The organism is Jeotgalicoccus nanhaiensis, assembly GCF_015235105.1.
GTDB lineage: Bacteria > Bacillota > Bacilli > Staphylococcales > Salinicoccaceae > Jeotgalicoccus > Jeotgalicoccus nanhaiensis.
Window position 1 is genome coordinate 56,469 of sequence record NZ_JADGLW010000004.1, and the last position, 20,178, is coordinate 76,646.

22 protein-coding genes are annotated in these 20,178 nt (G+C 42.4%); 7 read left to right on the forward strand and 15 right to left on the reverse strand.

Going from position 1 to position 20,178, the window contains the following annotated elements; translation table 11 throughout:
* Positions 1-9: 9 nt before the first annotated feature.
* Positions 10-966 carry a DHH family phosphoesterase gene (locus tag IR135_RS07170; protein WP_135098092.1) on the reverse strand — a complete coding sequence of 319 codons (957 nt, stop codon included), beginning with the start codon at positions 964-966 and terminating at the stop codon, positions 10-12.
* A gap of 76 nt (positions 967-1,042) precedes the next feature.
* Here IR135_RS07170 and IR135_RS07175 point away from each other — a divergent pair, with 76 nt between their 5' ends.
* Positions 1,043-1,408, forward strand: a complete 366-nt coding sequence (locus IR135_RS07175) for a YtpI family protein (RefSeq protein WP_135098094.1) — start codon at positions 1,043-1,045, stop codon at positions 1,406-1,408.
* A gap of 51 nt (positions 1,409-1,459) precedes the next feature.
* Here the strand turns inward: IR135_RS07175 and IR135_RS07180 are convergent, their stop codons facing one another.
* On the reverse strand, positions 1,460-2,722 hold the full coding sequence (locus IR135_RS07180; protein ID WP_135098096.1) for a DRTGG domain-containing protein: 1,263 nt from the start codon (positions 2,720-2,722) through the stop codon (positions 1,460-1,462).
* Between the two features lie 106 nt (positions 2,723-2,828).
* The gene (locus IR135_RS07185) at positions 2,829-3,518 is read right to left on the reverse strand and encodes a metal-dependent hydrolase (RefSeq protein ID WP_135098098.1); all 690 of its coding nucleotides are present in this window, start codon (positions 3,516-3,518) and stop codon (positions 2,829-2,831) included.
* A 99-nt stretch (positions 3,519-3,617) separates the two neighbouring features.
* Here IR135_RS07185 and IR135_RS07190 point away from each other — a divergent pair, with 99 nt between their 5' ends.
* The gene (locus IR135_RS07190; RefSeq protein ID WP_135098100.1) at positions 3,618-4,193 is read left to right on the forward strand and encodes a hypothetical protein; all 576 of its coding nucleotides are present in this window, start codon (positions 3,618-3,620) and stop codon (positions 4,191-4,193) included.
* A 180-nt stretch (positions 4,194-4,373) separates the two neighbouring features.
* On the opposite strand, the gene ald is transcribed toward IR135_RS07190, so the two are convergent.
* A complete protein-coding gene (gene ald, locus IR135_RS07195; protein ID WP_135098102.1) occupies positions 4,374-5,489 on the reverse strand; it encodes an alanine dehydrogenase in 1,116 nt (371 codons plus the stop codon).
* A gap of 143 nt (positions 5,490-5,632) precedes the next feature.
* On the opposite strand from ald, the gene IR135_RS07200 reads away from it, so the two are divergent.
* Complete coding sequence (locus IR135_RS07200; protein WP_115884134.1) at positions 5,633-6,130, forward strand: universal stress protein; 498 nt, start codon at positions 5,633-5,635, stop codon at positions 6,128-6,130.
* A gap of 108 nt (positions 6,131-6,238) precedes the next feature.
* Positions 6,239-7,294 carry an LLM class flavin-dependent oxidoreductase gene (locus IR135_RS07205; RefSeq protein ID WP_135098104.1) on the forward strand — a complete coding sequence of 352 codons (1,056 nt, stop codon included), beginning with the start codon at positions 6,239-6,241 and terminating at the stop codon, positions 7,292-7,294.
* Positions 7,295-7,816: 522 nt separating this feature from the next.
* Here IR135_RS07205 and IR135_RS07210 read toward each other — a convergent pair.
* The 7 genes from IR135_RS07210 to sppA all read right to left on the reverse strand — a co-directional run bounded on the left by IR135_RS07210 (position 7,817) and on the right by sppA (position 13,479).
* A complete protein-coding gene (locus IR135_RS07210; protein WP_135098106.1) occupies positions 7,817-8,335 on the reverse strand; it encodes a cysteine hydrolase family protein in 519 nt (172 codons plus the stop codon).
* An 87-nt stretch (positions 8,336-8,422) separates the two neighbouring features.
* Positions 8,423-8,926 (reverse strand): GNAT family N-acetyltransferase, encoded by a 504-nt coding sequence (locus IR135_RS07215; RefSeq protein ID WP_135098108.1) that lies wholly within the window; start codon positions 8,924-8,926, stop codon positions 8,423-8,425.
* Between the two features lie 27 nt (positions 8,927-8,953).
* Entirely contained in the window at positions 8,954-9,439 is a 486-nt protein-coding gene (locus IR135_RS07220; RefSeq protein WP_135098110.1) for a MepB family protein, read from the reverse strand.
* 240 nt (positions 9,440-9,679) lie between these two features.
* Entirely contained in the window at positions 9,680-10,870 is a 1,191-nt protein-coding gene (locus IR135_RS07225) for an acetate kinase (RefSeq protein WP_135098271.1), read from the reverse strand.
* Between the two features lie 7 nt (positions 10,871-10,877).
* Positions 10,878-11,777, reverse strand: coding sequence for a class I SAM-dependent methyltransferase (locus IR135_RS07230; RefSeq protein WP_135098112.1), 900 nt, complete (start codon positions 11,775-11,777; stop codon positions 10,878-10,880).
* Between the two features lie 106 nt (positions 11,778-11,883).
* A complete protein-coding gene (locus IR135_RS07235) occupies positions 11,884-12,465 on the reverse strand; it encodes an RDD family protein (protein WP_115884128.1) in 582 nt (193 codons plus the stop codon).
* 12 nt (positions 12,466-12,477) lie between these two features.
* Positions 12,478-13,479 (reverse strand): signal peptide peptidase SppA, encoded by a 1,002-nt coding sequence (sppA, locus tag IR135_RS07240; protein WP_135098114.1) that lies wholly within the window; start codon positions 13,477-13,479, stop codon positions 12,478-12,480.
* A gap of 263 nt (positions 13,480-13,742) precedes the next feature.
* On the opposite strand from sppA, the gene IR135_RS07245 reads away from it, so the two are divergent.
* The gene (locus IR135_RS07245; RefSeq protein ID WP_135098116.1) at positions 13,743-14,540 is read left to right on the forward strand and encodes an NAD kinase; all 798 of its coding nucleotides are present in this window, start codon (positions 13,743-13,745) and stop codon (positions 14,538-14,540) included.
* A gap of 15 nt (positions 14,541-14,555) precedes the next feature.
* Positions 14,556-14,939, forward strand: coding sequence for a cytidine deaminase family protein (locus IR135_RS07250; RefSeq protein ID WP_135098118.1), 384 nt, complete (start codon positions 14,556-14,558; stop codon positions 14,937-14,939).
* A gap of 325 nt (positions 14,940-15,264) precedes the next feature.
* Here the strand turns inward: IR135_RS07250 and IR135_RS07255 are convergent, their stop codons facing one another.
* The 4 genes from IR135_RS07255 to IR135_RS07270 form a co-directional block, all read right to left on the reverse strand.
* On the reverse strand, positions 15,265-15,429 hold the full coding sequence (locus IR135_RS07255) for a hypothetical protein (protein WP_167753386.1): 165 nt from the start codon (positions 15,427-15,429) through the stop codon (positions 15,265-15,267).
* 81 nt (positions 15,430-15,510) lie between these two features.
* Entirely contained in the window at positions 15,511-16,713 is a 1,203-nt protein-coding gene (gene thiI, locus IR135_RS07260; RefSeq protein ID WP_135098120.1) for a tRNA uracil 4-sulfurtransferase ThiI, read from the reverse strand.
* Positions 16,710-17,837, reverse strand: coding sequence for a cysteine desulfurase family protein (locus tag IR135_RS07265; RefSeq protein WP_135098122.1), 1,128 nt, complete (start codon positions 17,835-17,837; stop codon positions 16,710-16,712). The genes thiI and IR135_RS07265 overlap by 4 nt, the downstream gene beginning before the upstream one ends.
* A 57-nt stretch (positions 17,838-17,894) precedes the next feature.
* On the reverse strand, positions 17,895-19,589 hold the full coding sequence (locus IR135_RS07270; protein WP_135098124.1) for a septation ring formation regulator EzrA: 1,695 nt from the start codon (positions 19,587-19,589) through the stop codon (positions 17,895-17,897).
* A 115-nt stretch (positions 19,590-19,704) separates the two neighbouring features.
* Here IR135_RS07270 and IR135_RS07275 point away from each other — a divergent pair, with 115 nt between their 5' ends.
* The gene (locus tag IR135_RS07275) at positions 19,705-20,175 is read left to right on the forward strand and encodes a GAF domain-containing protein (RefSeq protein WP_135098126.1); all 471 of its coding nucleotides are present in this window, start codon (positions 19,705-19,707) and stop codon (positions 20,173-20,175) included.
* Positions 20,176-20,178 lie beyond the last annotated feature (3 nt).

Sequence of the window (20,178 nt, forward strand, 5' to 3'; positions counted from 1 at the left end):
CACCTACTCTTACAATTTTTCTTCAATTTTCACAAGCAGTTCTTTAAGCATATCCATGTTTTTGACACGGACGCCTGAAGCGAGCGGATGGCCGCCGCCGTCGAACATCGCAGCGACATCGTTGATTACGACCTCTTTTGAACGGAGGCGGACGCGGATTTCACCGTCACCTTCCAGTGCGATGAACCATACTTTCACATCTTCAATTTCCCTGAAGATATTTACATCCAGTCCCGCTTCGCTGACGCTTAAGTCGTATTCTTCCATGACTGATTTCGGCACGTACACATAAGCGATGCCGGAATCCGTAAACACTGCATTATTAATTAAATAACCTTTATATTTAAATTTATTTTTAGAAGATTTATGCATCTGATTGTTCAAATCCGCAGCATCGAAATTAAACTCTTTCAGCTTGGATGCGACTGCATGCGTCAGAGCACTCGTATTATTGTATAAAAATCTGCCCGTGTCACCGACGATTCCCATATAAAACAAAGCTGCGGCTTCATCGTTCATAGCTGAGCTGTCCCATCTGTCGATTAAGAGATAAATCAGTTCGCTCGCAGATGATACATCCGTCTCAACAATCGACACGTCACCGTACAATTCGACATTCGGGTGATGGTCAATTTTGACGATTTTTTCTGCGTAGTCGAGCGTGCCGTCAATGCGTTCTTTGTTTCCCGTATCCACGACAATAACCAGCGGCCGCTCAATTGTACTCACGCGGTCCATTTCTCCTAAAAACTCAAGTGACGGCTCGCCGCTTCCGAGCGCCTTGATACTTTTATCAGGATATTTATTTTGTAAATATGCACGAAGACCGAGCTGAGCACCGTAGGCATCGGGATCCGGTTTCTGATGTCTCAGTATAACAATTTCATCGTGTGATTCTATCAGTTCCAGTACGTCTTTGGCATATGTGTTTAAGTCATTTAAATGTCCGGTTAATTTATTAAACAATGGCGAAACTCCTCAATATTAATTTACTTACATTCATCAATCAATTATACTACATTAGAGATTGGAGTTGTAACGTATGGAATTCTTGTACACGCTTGCCGTGTCATTTCTCGTCACAGCGATTGTCTTTACCTTTATTCTTTTTGTGGTTTTCAAAGTCAGAAAGATACGGACAATCCGCGACGTCAGAGGCGCGTATTATAACAGTATTGCGAGAATATGGCTTGCCCTGTTTCTCATCGCGTTCGGTTTGAACTCAATAGTCCAGTTCCACACTGCCGTTGCTTATTTAATCGGCGGCCTGTTCGTGCTGCTCGGTGCCTACCAGCTGTTTTACTTTAATAAAGCGCGGAAATACTTCAAGGGAAATCTGCCCATTGAAGAGCAGGCATGGAAAGAGTTTGAAGCGATGAAAGCGAACAAAGCCAAACGCAAAAAATAAAAGCAATACATAGAAAAGCATCCCGCTGTAAATTTTACAGCAGGATGTTTTTTATTTTTCGTTGAAATGCTGAATCATGAAGGTCGCCTTGGAATATGCAGTTCCCTGAACGTTGAGGATGATTTCCAGACGGATAAACTGCTCGCCCCGGTCGATAATTTCACCGGTCAGTTCTATTTCCTGATATAGCTGTACAATTTTAAAGTTCATGATGTTGTAAGTATCGATGTGATAGCTGTGAATATCATTCTCCTGAAGCACAACGAGTATTAAACGCTCCGCGAGGCGCATAAAGTTTGCCTGCGACAGCGAACCGTATTCGTCCGCCATAAACGGCATGACCCGGATATTGATTTTATTGCTGTCGATTTTAATTTCCCTGTCGATTAGCTGATCTGTCGACATGCCCGATTTTAAGTTTCTCGATGATATATTTTTAAACACTTCTCTCCGGTGGACGATGCCTCTGTAATCACCGGACTCCACCACCGGAATTATATTCAGCTGATGCCAGCTCATAATCTGCCGAAGGGACAGGAGCGTCGTATCCTCTTCTGCACTGTAATCCGGCAGCAGATAAGAAGTATAGTTATCCTTCGTCATTTCATCGAGATATTTCGAACGGATGGCTCCGACGAAACGGTTGCCGTTTAAGAGAATCATGTTTTTATCTTCGGGATGAATTTCCGTGCCGAGTTCATTTATATCAATCGTGTACTGCTCCTGTTTTACCATCAGGCTGCCGGCGGTAACAATGTTCTGCGACAGCGACAGGCTGTAAACTTCCCTGTGTATAATCGATGCACACGTAAACGAGTCGTGAGTCGTGGAAATAACCGGCAGCTGTTTTTCTTCTGCCAGTTTCAGGATTTCTTCCCCGGTGCCGAAGCCGCCGGTAATTAATAAGCCGACACCATTTTCCAGTGCCTTCCGCTGGGACTTCTCACGGTTGCCGACGATTAACAGACCGTTCGGTTCTAAATATTTTACGAGATCTTCCGTCTGCATCGCCCCGATTAATATTCTCGAAATCTCTTTATCAAGGTAGTTATCTCCGGAAAGAACGGTTCCCTGGATTACGCGGTTGACTTCCCTGAACATAATTTTACCGTGGCTTTTTACTTCGCGCTGGACGATGCGGAAGGTGCCGACTCTCTCCACCGTCTTCACAAGACCGTCCTGCTCCGCCTGTTTAATCGCACGGTAGCTCGTGCCTAGCGAGACGCCCATATAGCCTGAGATTTGTCTGACGGATAAACTGCTGCCCTCTCTGAGTCCTCTTATGTATTTTAATATATCTTCATGTTTCGACATGTCTTCACCCAATTTCTTTATTTCCCGTTAAATTTATCATAGCACGAATAATCTGTGTGTATAAAAGAAAAAAGGAAACTCTGCACAGAGAGTTTCCTTCATCTTTCTATGAGTACTGGACTGCTTCGCCCGGTTTCAGCACCTGGCAGACCGTTCTGACTTTGTCTTTAAATTCTTCCGGGTCCTGCTTAATCGGCGGGAAGGTATCGAAGTGCACCGGCACAGCAATCGTCGGTTTAATCAGTTCGTTAATTGCGTAAGCCGCATCGTCGATGCCCATAGTAAAGTGGTCGCCGATTGGAATAAAGCATACATCAATCGGTCCATTTCTTTTAGCAATCAGTTCCATATCGCCGAACAGACCGGTGTCGCCTGTAACGTAAACTTTCTTATTGTTAATTGTTAAAATTAAGCCCATCGGCTCACCTGTGTAATGGGTTACGTCTTCGCCATCTGTGTAGCTTGACGTGTGGAATGCGTGAACGAATTTCACTTTACCGAAGTCGTACTCGCCTTCCCCGCCGACATTCATGCCGACAGTATTTTCCACGCCTTGTGCTTCTACATAAGCCGCGAGTTCCACAGGTGCGATTACTGTCGCGTTATTATTTTTAGCGATTTCAATTGTATCGCCCACATGGTCATTGTGGCCGTGTGTTAGTATAATATAATCAGCTTTAATGTTCTCAACCGTTAAATCTGTTAAATCGTTGCCGTTAATAAACGGGTCGATAATGACATCTGTGTCATTATTATTGAACGAAAGCACCGCGTGTCCATGAAATTTTACAGTCAAAATTACCACTCCTGTTTAAAATTATTAATAATAGTCTATTCCCGTAAATACATTTTAATAATCATCAAAATGACATTTTGCATATAAGGAGACGATACGATGAAACATATTTATTTAACACATGCACTCAGTATGGAAGCTGACGCTGTACTCTTTGCCTACCCTGACTTTAACACACCGAATTTAACACTGCCGGCCATGCAGCGCGCGCTTACACCAGCCGGCGAAATTTATATAGCGATAAACAACTTCCATGAGACGAACGGCTTCATGATTGAAAATACACTGATTGAAACGATACGCGGAGAAACTGCAGCCGACGGATTTATAGTCGACCAGATATTTACACGCGACTTTCATGATGTGGATACGGCGCTTATCGAAACTCTGTCGAATGAAATCAGGAACAAGCACTTTATCATCGGGCCGTCCTTTACGAAGGTTCCCTACTTTTTACACAGCCGTCTCGCCGAGATTTTTATCGATCATGACGTCTCCGGGGTGATATACGACCTTCGGGAGATTGATATTAGAAACTTTAAAGAACTGCAGCCTCTTGCGAAGTTAAAAATGCACGTGAAGAAGCGGCTGTCGATTATTCCGCTGGTCCGGACTGAACAGCTCGAGGATTTAAAGAAAAGTATTCCGTTTGATGTTGCTGTGATTGATAAATAGAGCGTTTTATCTAGTGTATGGACTTTGTTGAAGTGACAACGTTCATAGAAAGTATTGCATGTACTTTATTGAATCGACAACGTTCATAGAAAATACTGCATGTACTTTGTTGAAATAACGACGTTCATGGAATCTCATTTCAAATAAAAATGGCAGCTGCGACGGCTGCCATTCCTTATTTTATTTCAGTAAATCGTGAATGCTGACGTACTCTCTGTTTTGAGCTTCTGCAACTGCTTCATAAGTTACATGACCTTGGAAGGTGTTAAATCCGCCTGCAATAACAGGGTTTTTAACTAGTGCTTCTTTGTAGCCGTTGTTGGCAATCAAGAGTCCGTACTGAAGTGTTGCGTTTGTCAGTGCGTTTGTTGATGTACGCGGTACAGCTCCCGGCATGTTTGCTACTGCATAATGAATCACACCGTGCTTCACATAGGTCGGGTCATCGTGGGTTGTAATCTTATCAGTCGTTTCAAAAATACCGCCCTGATCGATTGCGATATCGACGATTACAGAGCCCGGCGCCATATTTTTAATCATTTCCTCAGTGACAAGTTTCGGTGCTCTCGCTCCCGGAATTAATACTGCACCAATTACTAAATCACTCGATTCTACGGAGTCTTTAATGTTTAAAGGCGTTGACATTAATGTCTGTACGCGCGGACCGAATAAATCATCGAGTTCTCTTAAGCGTTTTGGATTCAAGTCTAAAATTGTTACGTCCGCACCGAGGCCGACTGCCATTTTAGCAGCGTTCGTACCTGCAGCTCCCCCGCCGACGATAGTCACTTTAGCTTTTTCTACCCCCGGAACTCCGCTGAGAAGAATACCTTTTCCGCCGTTGATGCTTTTCAGATGCTCAGCGCCGACCTGCGGTGCCATGCGTCCAGCGACTTCACTCATCGGCGCCAGAAGGGGCAGCGAGCCGTCCGGCAGCTGAATCGTTTCATAGGCAATTGCCGTTACTTTTTTATCGACAAGCACTTGAGTTAAAGCTTCTTCCGGAGCAAGGTGCAAGTATGTAAACAAAATAGATTCTTCTTTAATAAGATCGAATTCCTCGGCTAATGGTTCTTTTACTTTTACAACCATTTCTGAATCCCAGGCTTCAGCTGCAGTACCGACGATTTCTGCACCCATTTCAATGTATGCTTCATCTTCAAAATAAGAACCGCTGCCTGCATTTTTTTCTACGCGAACAGTATGTCCGGCCTGCACGAAAGCGTAAACGCCGCCCGGTGTTAAACCGACTCTGTTTTCGTTGTTTTTTACTTCTTTCGGTATACCAATAATCATTTCCAAATCCCCCTTTATTCAAACAAATATATTGTATCACAATAAGTCACAATTTGGTCTATAATTGTCTCAATATTTAAAGTTTTGAGAGCGCATACATGTGGTATAATATAACTAAGAAGAGGAAATGGAGTTGATTTTAAATGTTACAATATCAAAACATCCTAGTTGCAGTAGACGGATCACACGAAGCAGAATGGGCATTCCAGAAAGCAGTCGAAGCTGCGAAACGTAACAACGCGAAACTTTCTATTATCAACGTTATCGATACTCGCTCTTTCGCGTCTGTTGAAGCGTACGACCGTTCAATTTCAGCACGTGCCAACGAATTTGCGCAAAAATTGCTGGACGGATATGAGAAAGTCGCATTAGATAAAGGTGTTGAACATGTAGAGAAAATCATCGACTATGGTTCACCTAAATCAATCATTCCTAAAAAAGCCGTAGAAAAAATCGGCGCAGACTTAATCGCCTGCGGATCGACTGGTTTGAACGCTGTAGAACGTTTTATTATCGGTTCGGTTTCTGAAGCTATCGTAAGAAACGCTAAATGTGACGTGCTGGTTGTCCGCACTGAAACATTACCTACGGACTTTGAGCCTATGGTAGCGACTGAAGAATTTATTGAACAAAATCGCTAATGTTAAATTGAATGATTTATATTAAAGTAATGGGCTTTCGAGCTCATTACTTTTTTATTTGAAGAATATCAGCTACACTGAATTCAAATTTATAACCGGAGGTTACTTATGGAACTTGGAATTAATACGTTTGGAGATGCGGTTTTTGATCCTCAAACCGGAAAAACAATATCCCATGCAGAACGTCTGCAGGAACTCGTGCGCGAAATAGAAACAGCTGACCGCGCCGGTCTCGATGTGTTTTCAATCGGGGAACATCACAGAAATGATTATGCAGTCAGTGCACCGGATGTCGTACTCGCAGCGGGCGCAGCAGTGTCTAAAAATATCCGTCTGTCTAGCGGTGTGACGGTTCTTTCTTCGGATGATCCGGTACGCGTTTATGAACGTTTTTCGACTTTAGACGGAATTTCAGGCGGCCGTGCTGAAATAATGGCAGGACGCGGGTCGTTTATCGAATCGTTTCCGCTGTTCGGCTACAATTTAAACGATTACGATACACTGTTTAATGAAAAACTGGATTTGCTCCTTACACTGCAAAAAGGCGGAAAAATTAACTGGTCCGGAACGCATAGAGCGGCTTTAGAAAATGCTGAGATTTTCCCAAAACCAGTGCAGGATGAAATCCCGATTTGGATTGCAAGCGGCGGTACACCGCAATCCGCTAAACGCGCCGGAGAACTCGGACTGCCTTTAGTGCTCGCAATAATCGGCGGCAGCCCTTTTCAGTTTGCAAGAATCGCTGACTTTTACCGTCAAATCGGTGAAGCAGCAGGACACGATAAAAGCAAACTGAAAGTCGCAACAAACTCACACGGATTCATTTGGGATACAGACGGTGAAGCACGCGATTTGTTCTTTCCAGCTATTTCAAGTTCGATGACAAGGCTCGGCCGCGAGCGCGGCTGGGGACAGTATACGAGAGAAGCCTTCGATAATATGTGCGATCCGGAAGGCGCTTTATATGTCGGCAGTCCCGAAACTGTGGCAAGAAAAATTATCGCCTTATATGAACATATGGGCGTTGAGCGCTTTACACTTCAGACACCGGTCGGTACAATGCCGCACGAGCAGGTGCTTAAAACGATTGAGCTGTTTGGCGAAAAAGTTGCACCACTCGTGCGTGAAGGCGTTGAGAAGATAAAAGCCGAGAGAAATAAATAGTGTTTCAAGAGAATATCGGAGCGATATCCTCTTTTTTTATGTGCGTTGAGATACTTTTGCTGGTTGGGTGCCCATGTTCAAGTTAGGTGGGCATCCAGCACTGTTTAATTGCCCATGTCAAAACCACATGGGAATCCAACACCGTTTAAATGCCCATGTCAAAACCACATGGGCATCCAACGCCTTTTAATTGGCTATGTCCAAACCACATGGCAATCCAGCACCGTTTAAATACCCATGTCAAAATTACATGGCAATCCAGCACCGTTTAAATACCCATGTCAAAATTACATGGCAATCCAACACCTTTTAAATGACCATGTCAAAACCACATGGCAATCCAGCACCGTTTAAATACCCATGTCAAAACTACATGGCAATCCAACGCCGTTTAAATGACCATGTCAAAACCACATGGGAATCCAACACCGTTTAAATGCCCATGTCAAAACCACATGGGCATCCACCCCCCCTAACTTCCCATAGAACAAAAAAACTCAGGACATTCATTGTCCCGAGTCTTTATTCCACTACAAATACATTCATATTCGACAGTACTTCAAGCGTTTTATCGTGCAGGTCATCGCTTGCTGCGGCCACAAGTTTTTTATTCACCGTAATATTCGCTTCCGGGAAAATATTTTGAATCACCATAATATTTGCGAGGACACAGACGTTTGTTTCGACACCGATAAATTCAATGGTCTGGTTCGTCTCGACTTCATCTTTATAGTTCTCATATATATTCTGCGCCTGGTTCGGCGGAATGCCGTAAAAAGTTTTCGTGTATTCGTCACCGTAATCCTCAAGCCGTGTGTAGAATTTGGGATATATCGCTTCATCAAAATGAATGGATTCTGCGGAGCGTTCATCATATTCAAAATCGGGATACAAATTTTTTGTATAGATAATGGATTCGTTATTCTCTATTGCCTGGTCAATTCTTTTTGCAACAGCCTCTTCAATGACCTTGGACCATTCCGCAAAGTTGCTCCCTCTTTCATCAAAAGTGTCATTTTGAACATCTATTACTACAAGCATAGTTACACTCCTGTCTAAACAATTTAGAGTTATCTTTTATTCTATACCCTATTTTTCCGAATTAAAAAAACAGTCCATAAGAACTGGTTAGTCTCCCCGGTGCCAATTGCGCTTTAACAGCCCCATCAGATAGGCGTCCTGATATTCACCTTTAGTATAAAATTGTTCTTTTAAAGTTCCTTCTATCGTAAAGCCGCTCTTTTTGTATATATGAGCTGCTTTTTCATTGTCCGTATCGACATACAGATAGACTTTGTGCATATTCAAAATATCGAAGGCGTATGCCAGACATTCTCGGAAGGCAAATTTCGCATAGCCTCTGCCGTTAAATTCCGGCTGCACGATAATTTGGATTTCACAGTTTCTGTGGATGTAGTTGATCTCAACCAGCTCGACAATTCCCGCCAGTACTCCGTCGTCCTCAATGACAAATCTTCTCTCATCATCGTCAATCAAATGTTTTTTATATAGATGTTTTAATTCGGTCAGTGATTCATACGGTTCTTCAAACCAGTAGGACATAATCGAATATTCATTATTCAGCTGATGGACAAACTTCAAATCCGTTTCTTCGAGCGCTCTGATTTTCATGATAAAAATCACCTTTTCTTTTTATTTTTAGTATAACTCACTAAATTTTGTTTTATTAATACTATCCGTCAAATCAATAAAATAGTCACTTTGCCATTTCTGAGTCTGTTCAGCCGTTTTATTCAGTGAGGTTTCGAAAGGTGGATAAACTCTTAAAGCCATCTTGCCTTTCTTATTATCTGTTGTAATAATATTTCTTTCCGATAAAACTTCCTTCGGAAATATAAATTGGCCTTTTTTATCCTCGTCTATAAAAGTAATTATTATTTTCCCGGGAGTTTCCTCCCAATTGTACGGCCGGTTTTTATTATTATCGTCTTTTATCCAAAAGACAGTAAAATAACCTTTTTTATTTGGTGTTTTTTTCGCTCTTCTGCTTCTGTACTTCTTTTGATCTATATAAAAAAGACAGCTTTCATACTCAATATTCAATGGTTCAATTTCAACATCGTTTACTTCAGAAGATCCCAATTCATTTAGTATTTGATTAGTCAGTCTTACAGATTCAAACATACATTCATCTCATCCTTTATTTCTAGTATCTTCCTTTAAATTGCATGACATTACTTGAACACTTAAAATATATATAGTAAAATTAATTTTAGGTAGAGCTCGTGTCTGCTTGAGATATCCAAGAGGTGTTTCAAGCAGGCATGAGTTTTTTTTCTTTTTAAAGATGGAAAGCCGCCTCCATCATTATCCGATGAAAGCGGCAAATGAAAATCTCACAATGTATAGTTCCAGCCATTCTTACTAAGCCATCTTGCTCAAGACTTCTCTTGCTATCATCACTTCTTCATCCGTCGGAATTACCAGCACCTTAACCGGTGAATAGGAATGACTGATTGTCGCTTCAATACCGACGGTTTCATTGTTCGTCTTCTTATCCAGATAAACTCCCATAAATTCGAGACTGTTCAATACTTTTTCACGGATCAGCGCAGAGTTTTCCCCGACACCCGCTGTAAATATTATCGCATCCACACCGCCCATGCGGGCAGCATAGGAGCCCATATATTTATGGATGCTCGAGCTGAATACTTCTAAGGCCAGTTCAGCGCGTTCATTGCCATTTTTCGCTTCTTCAGTAATGTCTCTTAAATCGCTTGAAAATCCGCTGACACCAAGCAGACCGGATTCTTTGTTCAGCACGTTCAGCACTTCCACTGCACTTTTATCGGTTTTTTCCATTATGTAAGGGATGAGCGACGGGTCGATGTTACCCGAGCGCGTTCCCATCGTCACACCAGCGAGCGGGGTAAAGCCCATCGACGTGTCCAGCGACTCGCCTGCTTTAACTGCAGCGATACTCGCTCCGTTACCGAGGTGGCAGCTGATCAGACGCAGTTCCTCAAGCGGACGTTTTAACAGCTCGCCGGCACGATTCGTCACATATTTATGACTCGTGCCGTGGAAGCCGAATTTACGGATGCGGTAGTCTTTATAATACTTATAAGGCAGGCTGTACAGATAAGAACTTTCCGGCATCGTCTGATGGAAGGATGTATCAAATACTGCGACATGAGTCACGTCAGGCAGCAGCTCCATCATCGCCTGAATCCCCATGAGGTTAGCCGGGTTATGGAGCGGCGCAAATTCAGACAGCTTCTCGATTTCTCTGGTAACTGCTTCATCGATAACAACGGCATCGGTAAATGTTTCTCCGCCGTGCACTACACGGTGGCCGGTACCGTCAATATCTTCGATTGATTGGATAAGATTTTTATCCACTAGAGTTTCCAGCATCACGTTAACTGCTTCTTTATGATTTCTAAAATCTCTTTCAATTATTTCGCGGCCGCCTTCGCTGTTCAAGGTGAATTTCCCGCCGGAAAGACCAATGCGTTCAACCAGCCCGCGTGCAATTTCAGTTTCTTCAGGCATATTAAAGAGCTCGAACTTAAAAGACGAACTGCCGGCATTTATCGCAAGTATTTTTGTCATGGTGTTATCACTGCTTTCCGCTGTACTGTTCATACCAGTCGTTCAGCTGACGTAAAAATTCCTGCATTTTCGCAGCATTTTTAAAGTCAGGCACATCGCCGATTAATACTTCGTTGTTAACAAGAGGCGAGAAACCTTTCTTCAGCACAATAATTGATTTCCGCTGTTTTTCAGTTTTGAAAATCGTTGCCGGCAGATTTAAAAACATCAGCAGTGTCGCATCTTCAGAAATATATTTTTTAATCGTTTCGTTATTTTCTTCCAGCATATTCGACGGTACGATAAAGACCCCGAGGCCGTCGTCTTTCACTAAATTCATACCCGCTTCAAGCATTAAAAGATGCGCATAGCTCTGTCCTTCTTCAAAGGCTGTCTTGTAATTGGCAGCAGGCAGCGGGTAATACCCTACAGGCAGGTCGCCAATCGCGATATCACCTGACGGAATCCTGCTCGGTTCAATGACGTTCTGCGGATGAATATACATCGGCACTTTTAAAAATTCGCACAGGTTTGCGTTAATTTCCGCGAGTGCCGGATCAACTTCAACCCCGGACAAGTTTACATTATCGACCATTTCCTTAACTGTCATCGCAAGATGCCCTGTACCGCTGCCGATATCGAGCAGTTCAGTTTCTTTGCCTGCAGTAAATAAATCGATAATATGCGCAACTAGGTAGCCGATTGCATCCGGTGTCAGCTGGTGGTTGCTCTGCACCGGCTCTTCTTTGACCTGGTTCAGATAGGAAAACTGAAAAGCTTTTCTGAGGTCGCTTAAAGAACCTTCCGCATTCACCTGCAGCAGGCTTTCAGCAAGTGCTTCCAGTCTCGGTTTTTCATCTTTTTTAACAATCTCATCTATTCTGGTATTCAGTTCTTCATATACTTGTTCCATCGTAGTTTTCGCCATTTATATCCCTCTTTAAAAAAATATGGACTATCCATTTAGGATAGTCCTAGTTACCTGATTATATTATATCGTCTCCGCCGCTTCAATTACTTAACATCGGGTTCTATTAGAAGTTGCGTTTTGATGCGGTGCTGAATTCTTCTTTCTCCTGCAGCTTCTGTGCATTCTCCGGAGTCATTTCACTTTTAATAGCATCACCGTAAGCCTTGTACTTATTATTCACCGCGTACGTGTCAGCGATAAAGTCATGCAGTCCGATTTTTGAATCGGTAAACAGCACTGCAAGGTATGGTAAATACAATAAAGTATTCGAAATGATTCTGCCGACTGTTTCCCTGAAAAACACCTGAGAAAAAGTCAGTTTCTTTCCTTTTGAAGAAATAACGCTGATGCCTAATATCATTTTGCCGAGTGTCTGCTTAAAGAAGTAAGTCATCAGTGTAAAGTAGATAAAATACAAAAGTGTCGTCGAGATATTTTCAAGCGACAATGCTTCGATCCCGAAAAAGACATCTCTAACACCGAGCATAGTCAGAACCGGTACGATTGTCAGTTGAGCCACAGCCCAAAGGACGATAATATCTATAAGATAGCCGACGAATCTCGGGAAAAAGGCAGCGTGGGTCATATATTCCAGCTGCTGGATATAATCGGTATCTTTTCTTACAATTCCGTTAGTCTCTTCCATCGATACCCCTCCTTATTCATATAGATACATCGGTTCGGCACCCTGACGGTTGTTAATCAGTTCCTGAACCATTTTAACTTCTCCGCCGCCGGTAATACTTTCAAGAGCGTTCTGGACTTTAACACCGAACGGGAATGAAGTCGTTTGAGCGCCGCCGAATTCAACTACCTGCGGTGTCCCGCCGATTTCTTCTTTCAAGGCAGTCAGTGCATCGTCAAAGTAGCCTTCCTGGTCAACCAGTCCGTTTTCAATTGCTTCGCCGCCGAGGTAAATTCTGCCGTCAGCAAGCTCTCTTACCTGTTCTTCTGACATGCCGCGGCCGTCAGCTACCACATCAACAAAATCCTGGAACATCGTATCGACAATGCTCTGCAGGTAATCCTGCTCTTCTTCAGTAGCTTCGCGTGAAGCGGACATCATATCTTTCATTTTGCCGCTCTTATACACATCGAAAGAAATGCCGAAGTTTTCAGCAAGTTCACTGTAGTTCATGCTCTGCATTATGACACCGATTGAACCTGTTATTGTTTCATCAGTGGCGAAAATCTGATCAGCCGGTGCAGATACGTAGTAGCCGCCGGACGCTGCCATATTCCCCATCGAACTGTAAATTGTCTTGCCGCTTTCTTTAATTTCCATTAAATACTTATGTATCTCTGCACTTTCGAAGACACCGCCGCCCGGTGAGTTAACATTCAGCAATACTGCACTGTATGTATCATCAGCTGCAATATCTTTTAAGGCCTGGATTGTCATCGGATGGTCGTAACCTTCTGTCGCGAACATTCCGCCGCCCATAGAACCTGTATCCTGAATCACGCCGTCAAAATTTACGACGGCAATTTTACTGCCTGCATCCCCTTCTTCCAGCACCTGGGAAATCGGTGCTCCTGAATCTGAAAAGTCATCGAACATATCCTGCCAGTCACTCGCCCACAGCGATGTCATAAACGACGTGCCGAGACCGAGTATCACAAGCGCGATTGCTGAAACTAAAGCGATAATTCTTTTCATGAAAGATCCTCCTATTTTTAAAAGTCCATTTTATGATAACATTTTTTTAATTACGTTTCGCCTCACAGCCGGAATTTTTTATCTTCAAATTACAGTAGAGATTTTATCGTTTTTGACAGACACAAGATATGCTGTGAAGACTTATATTTAAACGATAGTCATGCATAAAATCATTCACTAGTATATAATTTGAAATAAATATATTATTTAATAATTAACTAAAATGGATAAAACAATTATTTAGATATAGGAGTACTTTAAATATGGTAAATAACACTATTTATTTCTTTGAACCCAGTAATAAAAATTCTAAAAAAATTGTCAGCGATCTTGTGAACCTGTTCGATAATCTCGGAATTAAAACTGTTGATAATTGTAATGACGCGAGTATCGTTGCATCAATTGGCGGAGATGGTGCCTTTTTACAGGCGGTCAGAAAAAATGATTTCAGAAACGACTGTATGTACATCGGCATCGGGATTGAAGAACGCAATTATATGTATGTGGACTTCAACTACCATAATCTGGCTGAAATCAGACAGGTATTTAATCTGAATAACTTCGAGATGCGCAACTATCCTGTTATCGAAGTAAAAGTAAATAATAACCAGCCCAACTACTGCCTGAATGAATTTACACTGCGCTCGAGCCTGGTCCGCACAATTATGATGGATATTTACATAGAAGATTTTCTGTTTGAACATTTTAATGGAGACGGAATCGTGGTTTCGACACCGACCGGTTCAACAGGCTATAACAAATCGCTCGGCGGCGCCGTAGTTGATCCTCTGATCAACGCCATGCAGGTAACAGAACTCGGCAGTGTCAACAATAATAATCACCGTACACTCGGAACGAGTTTTCTCCTCTCGAAGGAACGTCCTATTACAATAGTTATCGACCAGTCCGATAATTACTATCCGATTATGAGCATGGACAATGAAGCTTTAAGCGTGCAGAACACTGAAAAAGTGAGTATCAAGTTAAGTGATAAAACAATTAAAACTATTAGACTGCACAATAATACATTCTGGCACAAAACGCAGAGGAATTTCCTGTAAAGGCGGCGGAGAAATATGACAGAAAATCTTGATTTGCATAAGATGGCGAAAAATACGCTCCGGCCGCGAAAACTTGCGCGGAACGGCAAAGCCGGCTATGTTGCTTCTGCACTTTTAACGGAAAATGATAATGTATTTACCGGCGTTGCAATCGATGTCGCCTGCTCGATCGGATTTTGCGCAGAACATTCAGCAATTGCAGCGATGGTTACGGCAGGCGAAACACGCATTAAAGAAATTATCGCGGTGCACCGTGACGGCCGTGTACTTCCGCCATGCGGCAGGTGCAGGGAGTTTATCGTGCAGATAAATAACAGAAATTATGAATGCAATGTTCATGTATCCGGAGACAGAATTGTTCCCTTGAGCGCGCTGCTTCCTGAGCGCTGGGATATATAAGCAAATTTAAAAGGCAGACCCTCAGATTTCGAAGAGAATCTGCCTTTTTGTGTGGCTTTTTGGAGAATTAACGATTTTCGACGGTTTCCGAGTACGACGGCGATTTACCGTTGGACTTGAACGGGACCCCGAGTACGACGGCGGTTTACCGTTGGACTTGAACTAGCTCCCGATTACGACGGTGATCGGCCGTTGGACTTGAACTAGCTCCCGAGTACGACAGCGATTTGACGTTGGACTTGAACTAGCTCCCGAGTACGACAGCGATTTGACGTTGGACTTGAACTAGCTCCCGAGTACGACAGAGGTTCAGTATTAAAAGAAATTACCTTCTCTTCATTTTATTATCTTTAGCAAAAAAATATACTGCCAGAATAGTTAAAATGAATCCAAGTCCGTAAGTCAACAAACCAAAGTTATGTAAATCCAAAGCCAGCGTGCCGAATAATAAAATTACACCAAGCAGACATAAAAATCCTAAACTTCTCATAAATTTCCCCCTTTAATTCTCAGTTTAGTTTCAAGCTATATAAAAAATCCCCGGAAGTCAATCTTCCGGGGATAACACGCCTTACAGCAGATCGCTGAAGTCATCTTCAATTTTTTCTTTTTTCGACGGCATATATACTTCGATATTTTCCATCGCTTTTTCAATCATCGGTTCAAAGTCAACGACGTCTTCGAATTTCTTCACCGATTCCAATGATGGTTTCGTCTTCGGTGCTTTCGGTTTAAAGATTGTACAGCAGTCTTCAAATGGCAGAATGGAAGTTTCATATGTTCCCATTTTTTTTGCCATTTTCACAATATCATTTTTCTCTAAAGTGAGCAGCGGACGGAGAACCGGCAGTGTGGTCACTTCATTTATCGCGTACATGCTTGTCAAGGTCTGCGAAGCAACCTGCCCGAGGTTTTCACCGTTGACGACTGCTTCTCCGCCAATTTTCTTAGTTAATTTTTCAGCGATGCGGAGCATAATACGGCGTGTCGAAGTCATCGACAAGTTATCCGGAATTCGGTCATACAAGGTTGTCTGCAGTTCTGTAAACGGAACGATGTGAAGTTTAATATCATAACCCGTTCTTTCACTCATAATATCGACGAGTGCCTTAACTTTGTCAGTCGCCTGCGGGCTCGTGTAAGGCGGAGAGTGAAAGTGAATCGCTTCGATTTCCACACCGCGGCGCATAATATCAATTCCCGCTACCGGCGAGTCAATTCCGCCTGACAGCATGAGCAGCGCTTTGCCGCCGGTGCCGAGCGGCAGGCCGCCAAGTCCTTTAATCGTTTCGTAGTACATGTAAATTGCATCTGGTCTTATTTCTGCCAGTATTTTATAATCTGGATTTTTGACGTTAACTGTAAGATGCGATGTGTTTTCGAAGACATGGTTGCCCAGCAGCTGCTGGACGCCGTAGGTATCCAGATGATACTGCTTGTCCGCCCGTTTCACTTCTATTTTAAAAGTATGGCCCGCTTCAATTTCATTAGCAAATTTAAGAGCTGTTTCCTTCATTGCCTCATCCGTTTTTGCCAGTCTGACGACCGGCGACATGCTTAAAATACCGCTGATATTAGTCAGTTTATCAATAATTTCATGCGGATCTTCTTCGTTTAAAACGATATATGCGCGGTCTCGATTCGCTTTAATTTGTACGTCATACTGTTTCAATGCTTTCATCATCCGGTCGCGAAGTGCATTTACAAACATTTTTCTGTTTTTTGTTTTCAGGGTCAGTTCGCCGTAGCGTATTAATATATGATCAAATTTCATTTCAGTACATCTCCTAATTCTTCGTAAACCTCTCGTAATGCTGTAATCAATTTATTTACATCGTCTTCAGTGGTATGACGCCCCATCGATATACGGATGCTGCCTTCGATAATTTTATCTTCATTATTTAAGGCGAGCAGCGTCTCGTTCAACGTGGCCAGTTTGGATGCGCAGGCGCTTGTCGTCGACACCGCAATACCGCGTTTTGATAAGGCGTTTACGACTACTTCGCCTTTTGCACCGATAAATGACATGTTCACGATATAAGACGCTGCCTTCGGCTGAAGATAAATAAATTCGAGGTCCTGTACAGCCGTTCTTATTTTCTCATTAAATTGCGATAGTCTTTCCTTTACTTCACGCGCCTCACCGAGCGTCAGACGGAGCGCTTTAGACATTGATACCGCTCCTGGCAGATTGACTGTCCCGCTTCTGACATTATACTCATGCCCTCCGCCGTACTGGATAGGTCTCATTGTTGCGAGATCTCTTATAAACAGTCCCCCGATGCCTTTTACTCCGTTAAATTTATGGGCGGAAATACTGATTGTATCGACACCGTTGTAATTCAAGTCCGTCTTGCCAATCGCTTGAGTCGCATCGACATGGAAATGAACTTTTGGATAGTCTTTAAGCATCCGGATAATTTCTTCTATCGGCTGGATGCTGCCGATAATGTTATTCAGCGCCATCACTGTTACGAAAACAACATCGCTATCCAGCAATGATTTTAAATGATCTAAATTTACCGTACCGTCTTCGTTGGTATTAATATACTTAACCGTAAAACCATCCTTTTTCATTGCTTCCAGCACGTTGACGATACTCGGGTGCTCGAGCTCACTCGTCAATATCGTACTGCCGAACTGTTTCTTCCGTCTCAGCATACTTTGAATCGCTATATTATTACTTTCCGTCGCACTTGCTGTAAAAACTAAATCATAAGTCTTCAAGCCCATCAGATCCAGTATTTGAGCGCGAGCCGCTTCAAGCAGCTTCGCTGCATCTTTGCCGCTTTGATGAATACTTGCTGTATTGTAAAAATATTTTTCGCTCACTGTTATATATGTTCCAAGCGCCTCTTTGTAAGGTGCTGTCGTCGCCGCATTATCAAAATATATCATCCTAATTCACCTCTCACATAAAATGACTTAGGATATGACATATCCTAAGTCATGATGTTAATTATTATCATATTGTTTTTCTATTTTCGCCGCACTGCCGGGCTCCACACTTTCCACTGCATCTTTAGCAACGTCCAGTGCACGTTTGTAGCGGTTTTCTTTAAATAAGCGCTCTGCTTCATTTAAATGAGCATTCAAATCCGCATCCGTACTGCGGAATCTGTTGCCGTACTGAATCATCAGCTCCGTCAGCTCTGAATCTCTCATCACCGCATATGCTTCCTGTTCAAATTTATTCATCATCAGAACAGTATCATTTACTTTGGCTTTAACGTATTCCACATTCAGCGGGCGCCGGCTGAAGTAATTTTCAATTTCTTTGATATTTACTTCAATTTCATGTTTCATAACGATAAACTGCTCAGGCAATGTTACGAGGTTCGATGCCATCAGTTCACGGTACACCTTTTCTTTCCGGTCATTGACGTAACGCAGATTCTCACGAGCTTCCGCATCATCTTCACGCAAACTGACCAGATGCTCCTGAATGCTGTTCTGTTCTTCATGAATCGTATGCGCATTATTTTTTAAATAATCGATATTATCCACGATAGCACTGTAGCGCGTCGTGTTTTTCTCAGTTTCTTCAATCATACCGCTGTAAATCGAAATCAGATTTTCAATTTCGTTTTCATAATTCATTACCTTTTGAACATCGGATTCATCGATATGATACTGATCTTTAATATAATCGATTTCAGTGCGCAGTGTATAGTTCAATGCTTTGGCGTTAAATAATTCATCTGTAATAACATCCTTGCCGCCGTCGAACTTATTCTTTGCATTAACTTCATGCTCTACAAGTTCATACATATCATCCAGCTCGTCGTGAATACTCTCTAAAATAGAGTCGGCTTCTTCAAGCTCGAGTTTCGCAACCAGCGGTTCAACGCGGTTTAAGTTGCTTTTCAGCGTTGACAATCTGTTTTCTACTTTGATGTGATCAAGATCGTATCCTTTAGCACGCAAATCTCTGCAGCCGTAACGCAGTTCCTGGAACTGCTGCGGCAGTTCTTTTTGAACTTCTTTAATAAGTTTCGGAATTTCATCCATGCTGTCTTTTAAGTTCAGCAGTTCGTTGTAAGTGTTGAAGATAAACTCATTGGCACGCAGATAGTTTCCATCATTGACCATTTTTTCGTACCTTGCAACTTCCGGCTCATAAGCTTTAATAACTTCTTCCAGCGGTTTTTTCGCATCTCCGAATTTGTGGCCGTTGGCGAGTACATCGCGTTTTGCTTCGCGGTACAAGCGTTCGCTTTCAATATTCTGATGCTTCCCCTCTTCAACAGCTTTTGTAAACCCTGCAACTTCTTCAGTCAGTTCATCGTACTTATTTTTAATAATCTCGATATTTTCCCCTGCGAGCTCATTATTTTTTGTACTTTTGGCAAATTTAAATTGCTCAACGTTTGTTTTAGACTGTTCAAGTGCATTTGTTGCATGTGTACTATGAGTATTTAATGTTTCGTTCCATTCATCCTGCCATTTGTCGTAAAGCTCTTTCGCTTCGCCGTGCAGGTTATAGTTTTTTAATTTCACTAAATCCAATTTAAATGGAAGCTGATTTACTTCATGCAGTCTGCTGTATTGAGTATCAATCATTTGTGTTTTTACAGATCTTAAGTACAGCAGTACAGCTGCTGCCACGATAACCAAAATGATAATCGCGATTAATATATACACCCACATACACTTTACCTCCTAGATATATACTCAATTATAGCTCAAAACGTTGCGTTGCAAAACATATAAATGTATAATTCTTTAAAATCACCAATATACATAAAAAGCACGGAGGCATAATATGTTTACTAATATTGAAATTAAAGATTACGAGACACTCAACAAAATGCTGAAAAGTCTTATCGAAGATGAATCGGACAGAATTGCGAATCTGTCAAACGCATCCAGCCTTTTAAATTATTTCCTTAAAGATATTAACTGGGTCGGTTTCTACTTATATGAAGAAAAAACGAATGAATTAGTACTCGGACCGTTCCAGGGGCTCCCTGCATGCGTGCGCATTGAAAACGGCAAAGGCGTATGCGGTACAGCTTTCCGCGGCAACGATATTTTTATCGTGGATGATGTAAATGAATTCCCGGGTCACATCGCCTGCGACGCAAACAGCAAATCCGAAATCGTTCTGCCGCTCTACAAAGACGGCAAAGGCATCGGAGTGCTCGATATCGATGCGCCGATTTACGAACGTTTCACAGAAGAAGACCGCAACGGCTTAAAAGCCTTTGTTGATACTTTAATTAACTACATTTAATAT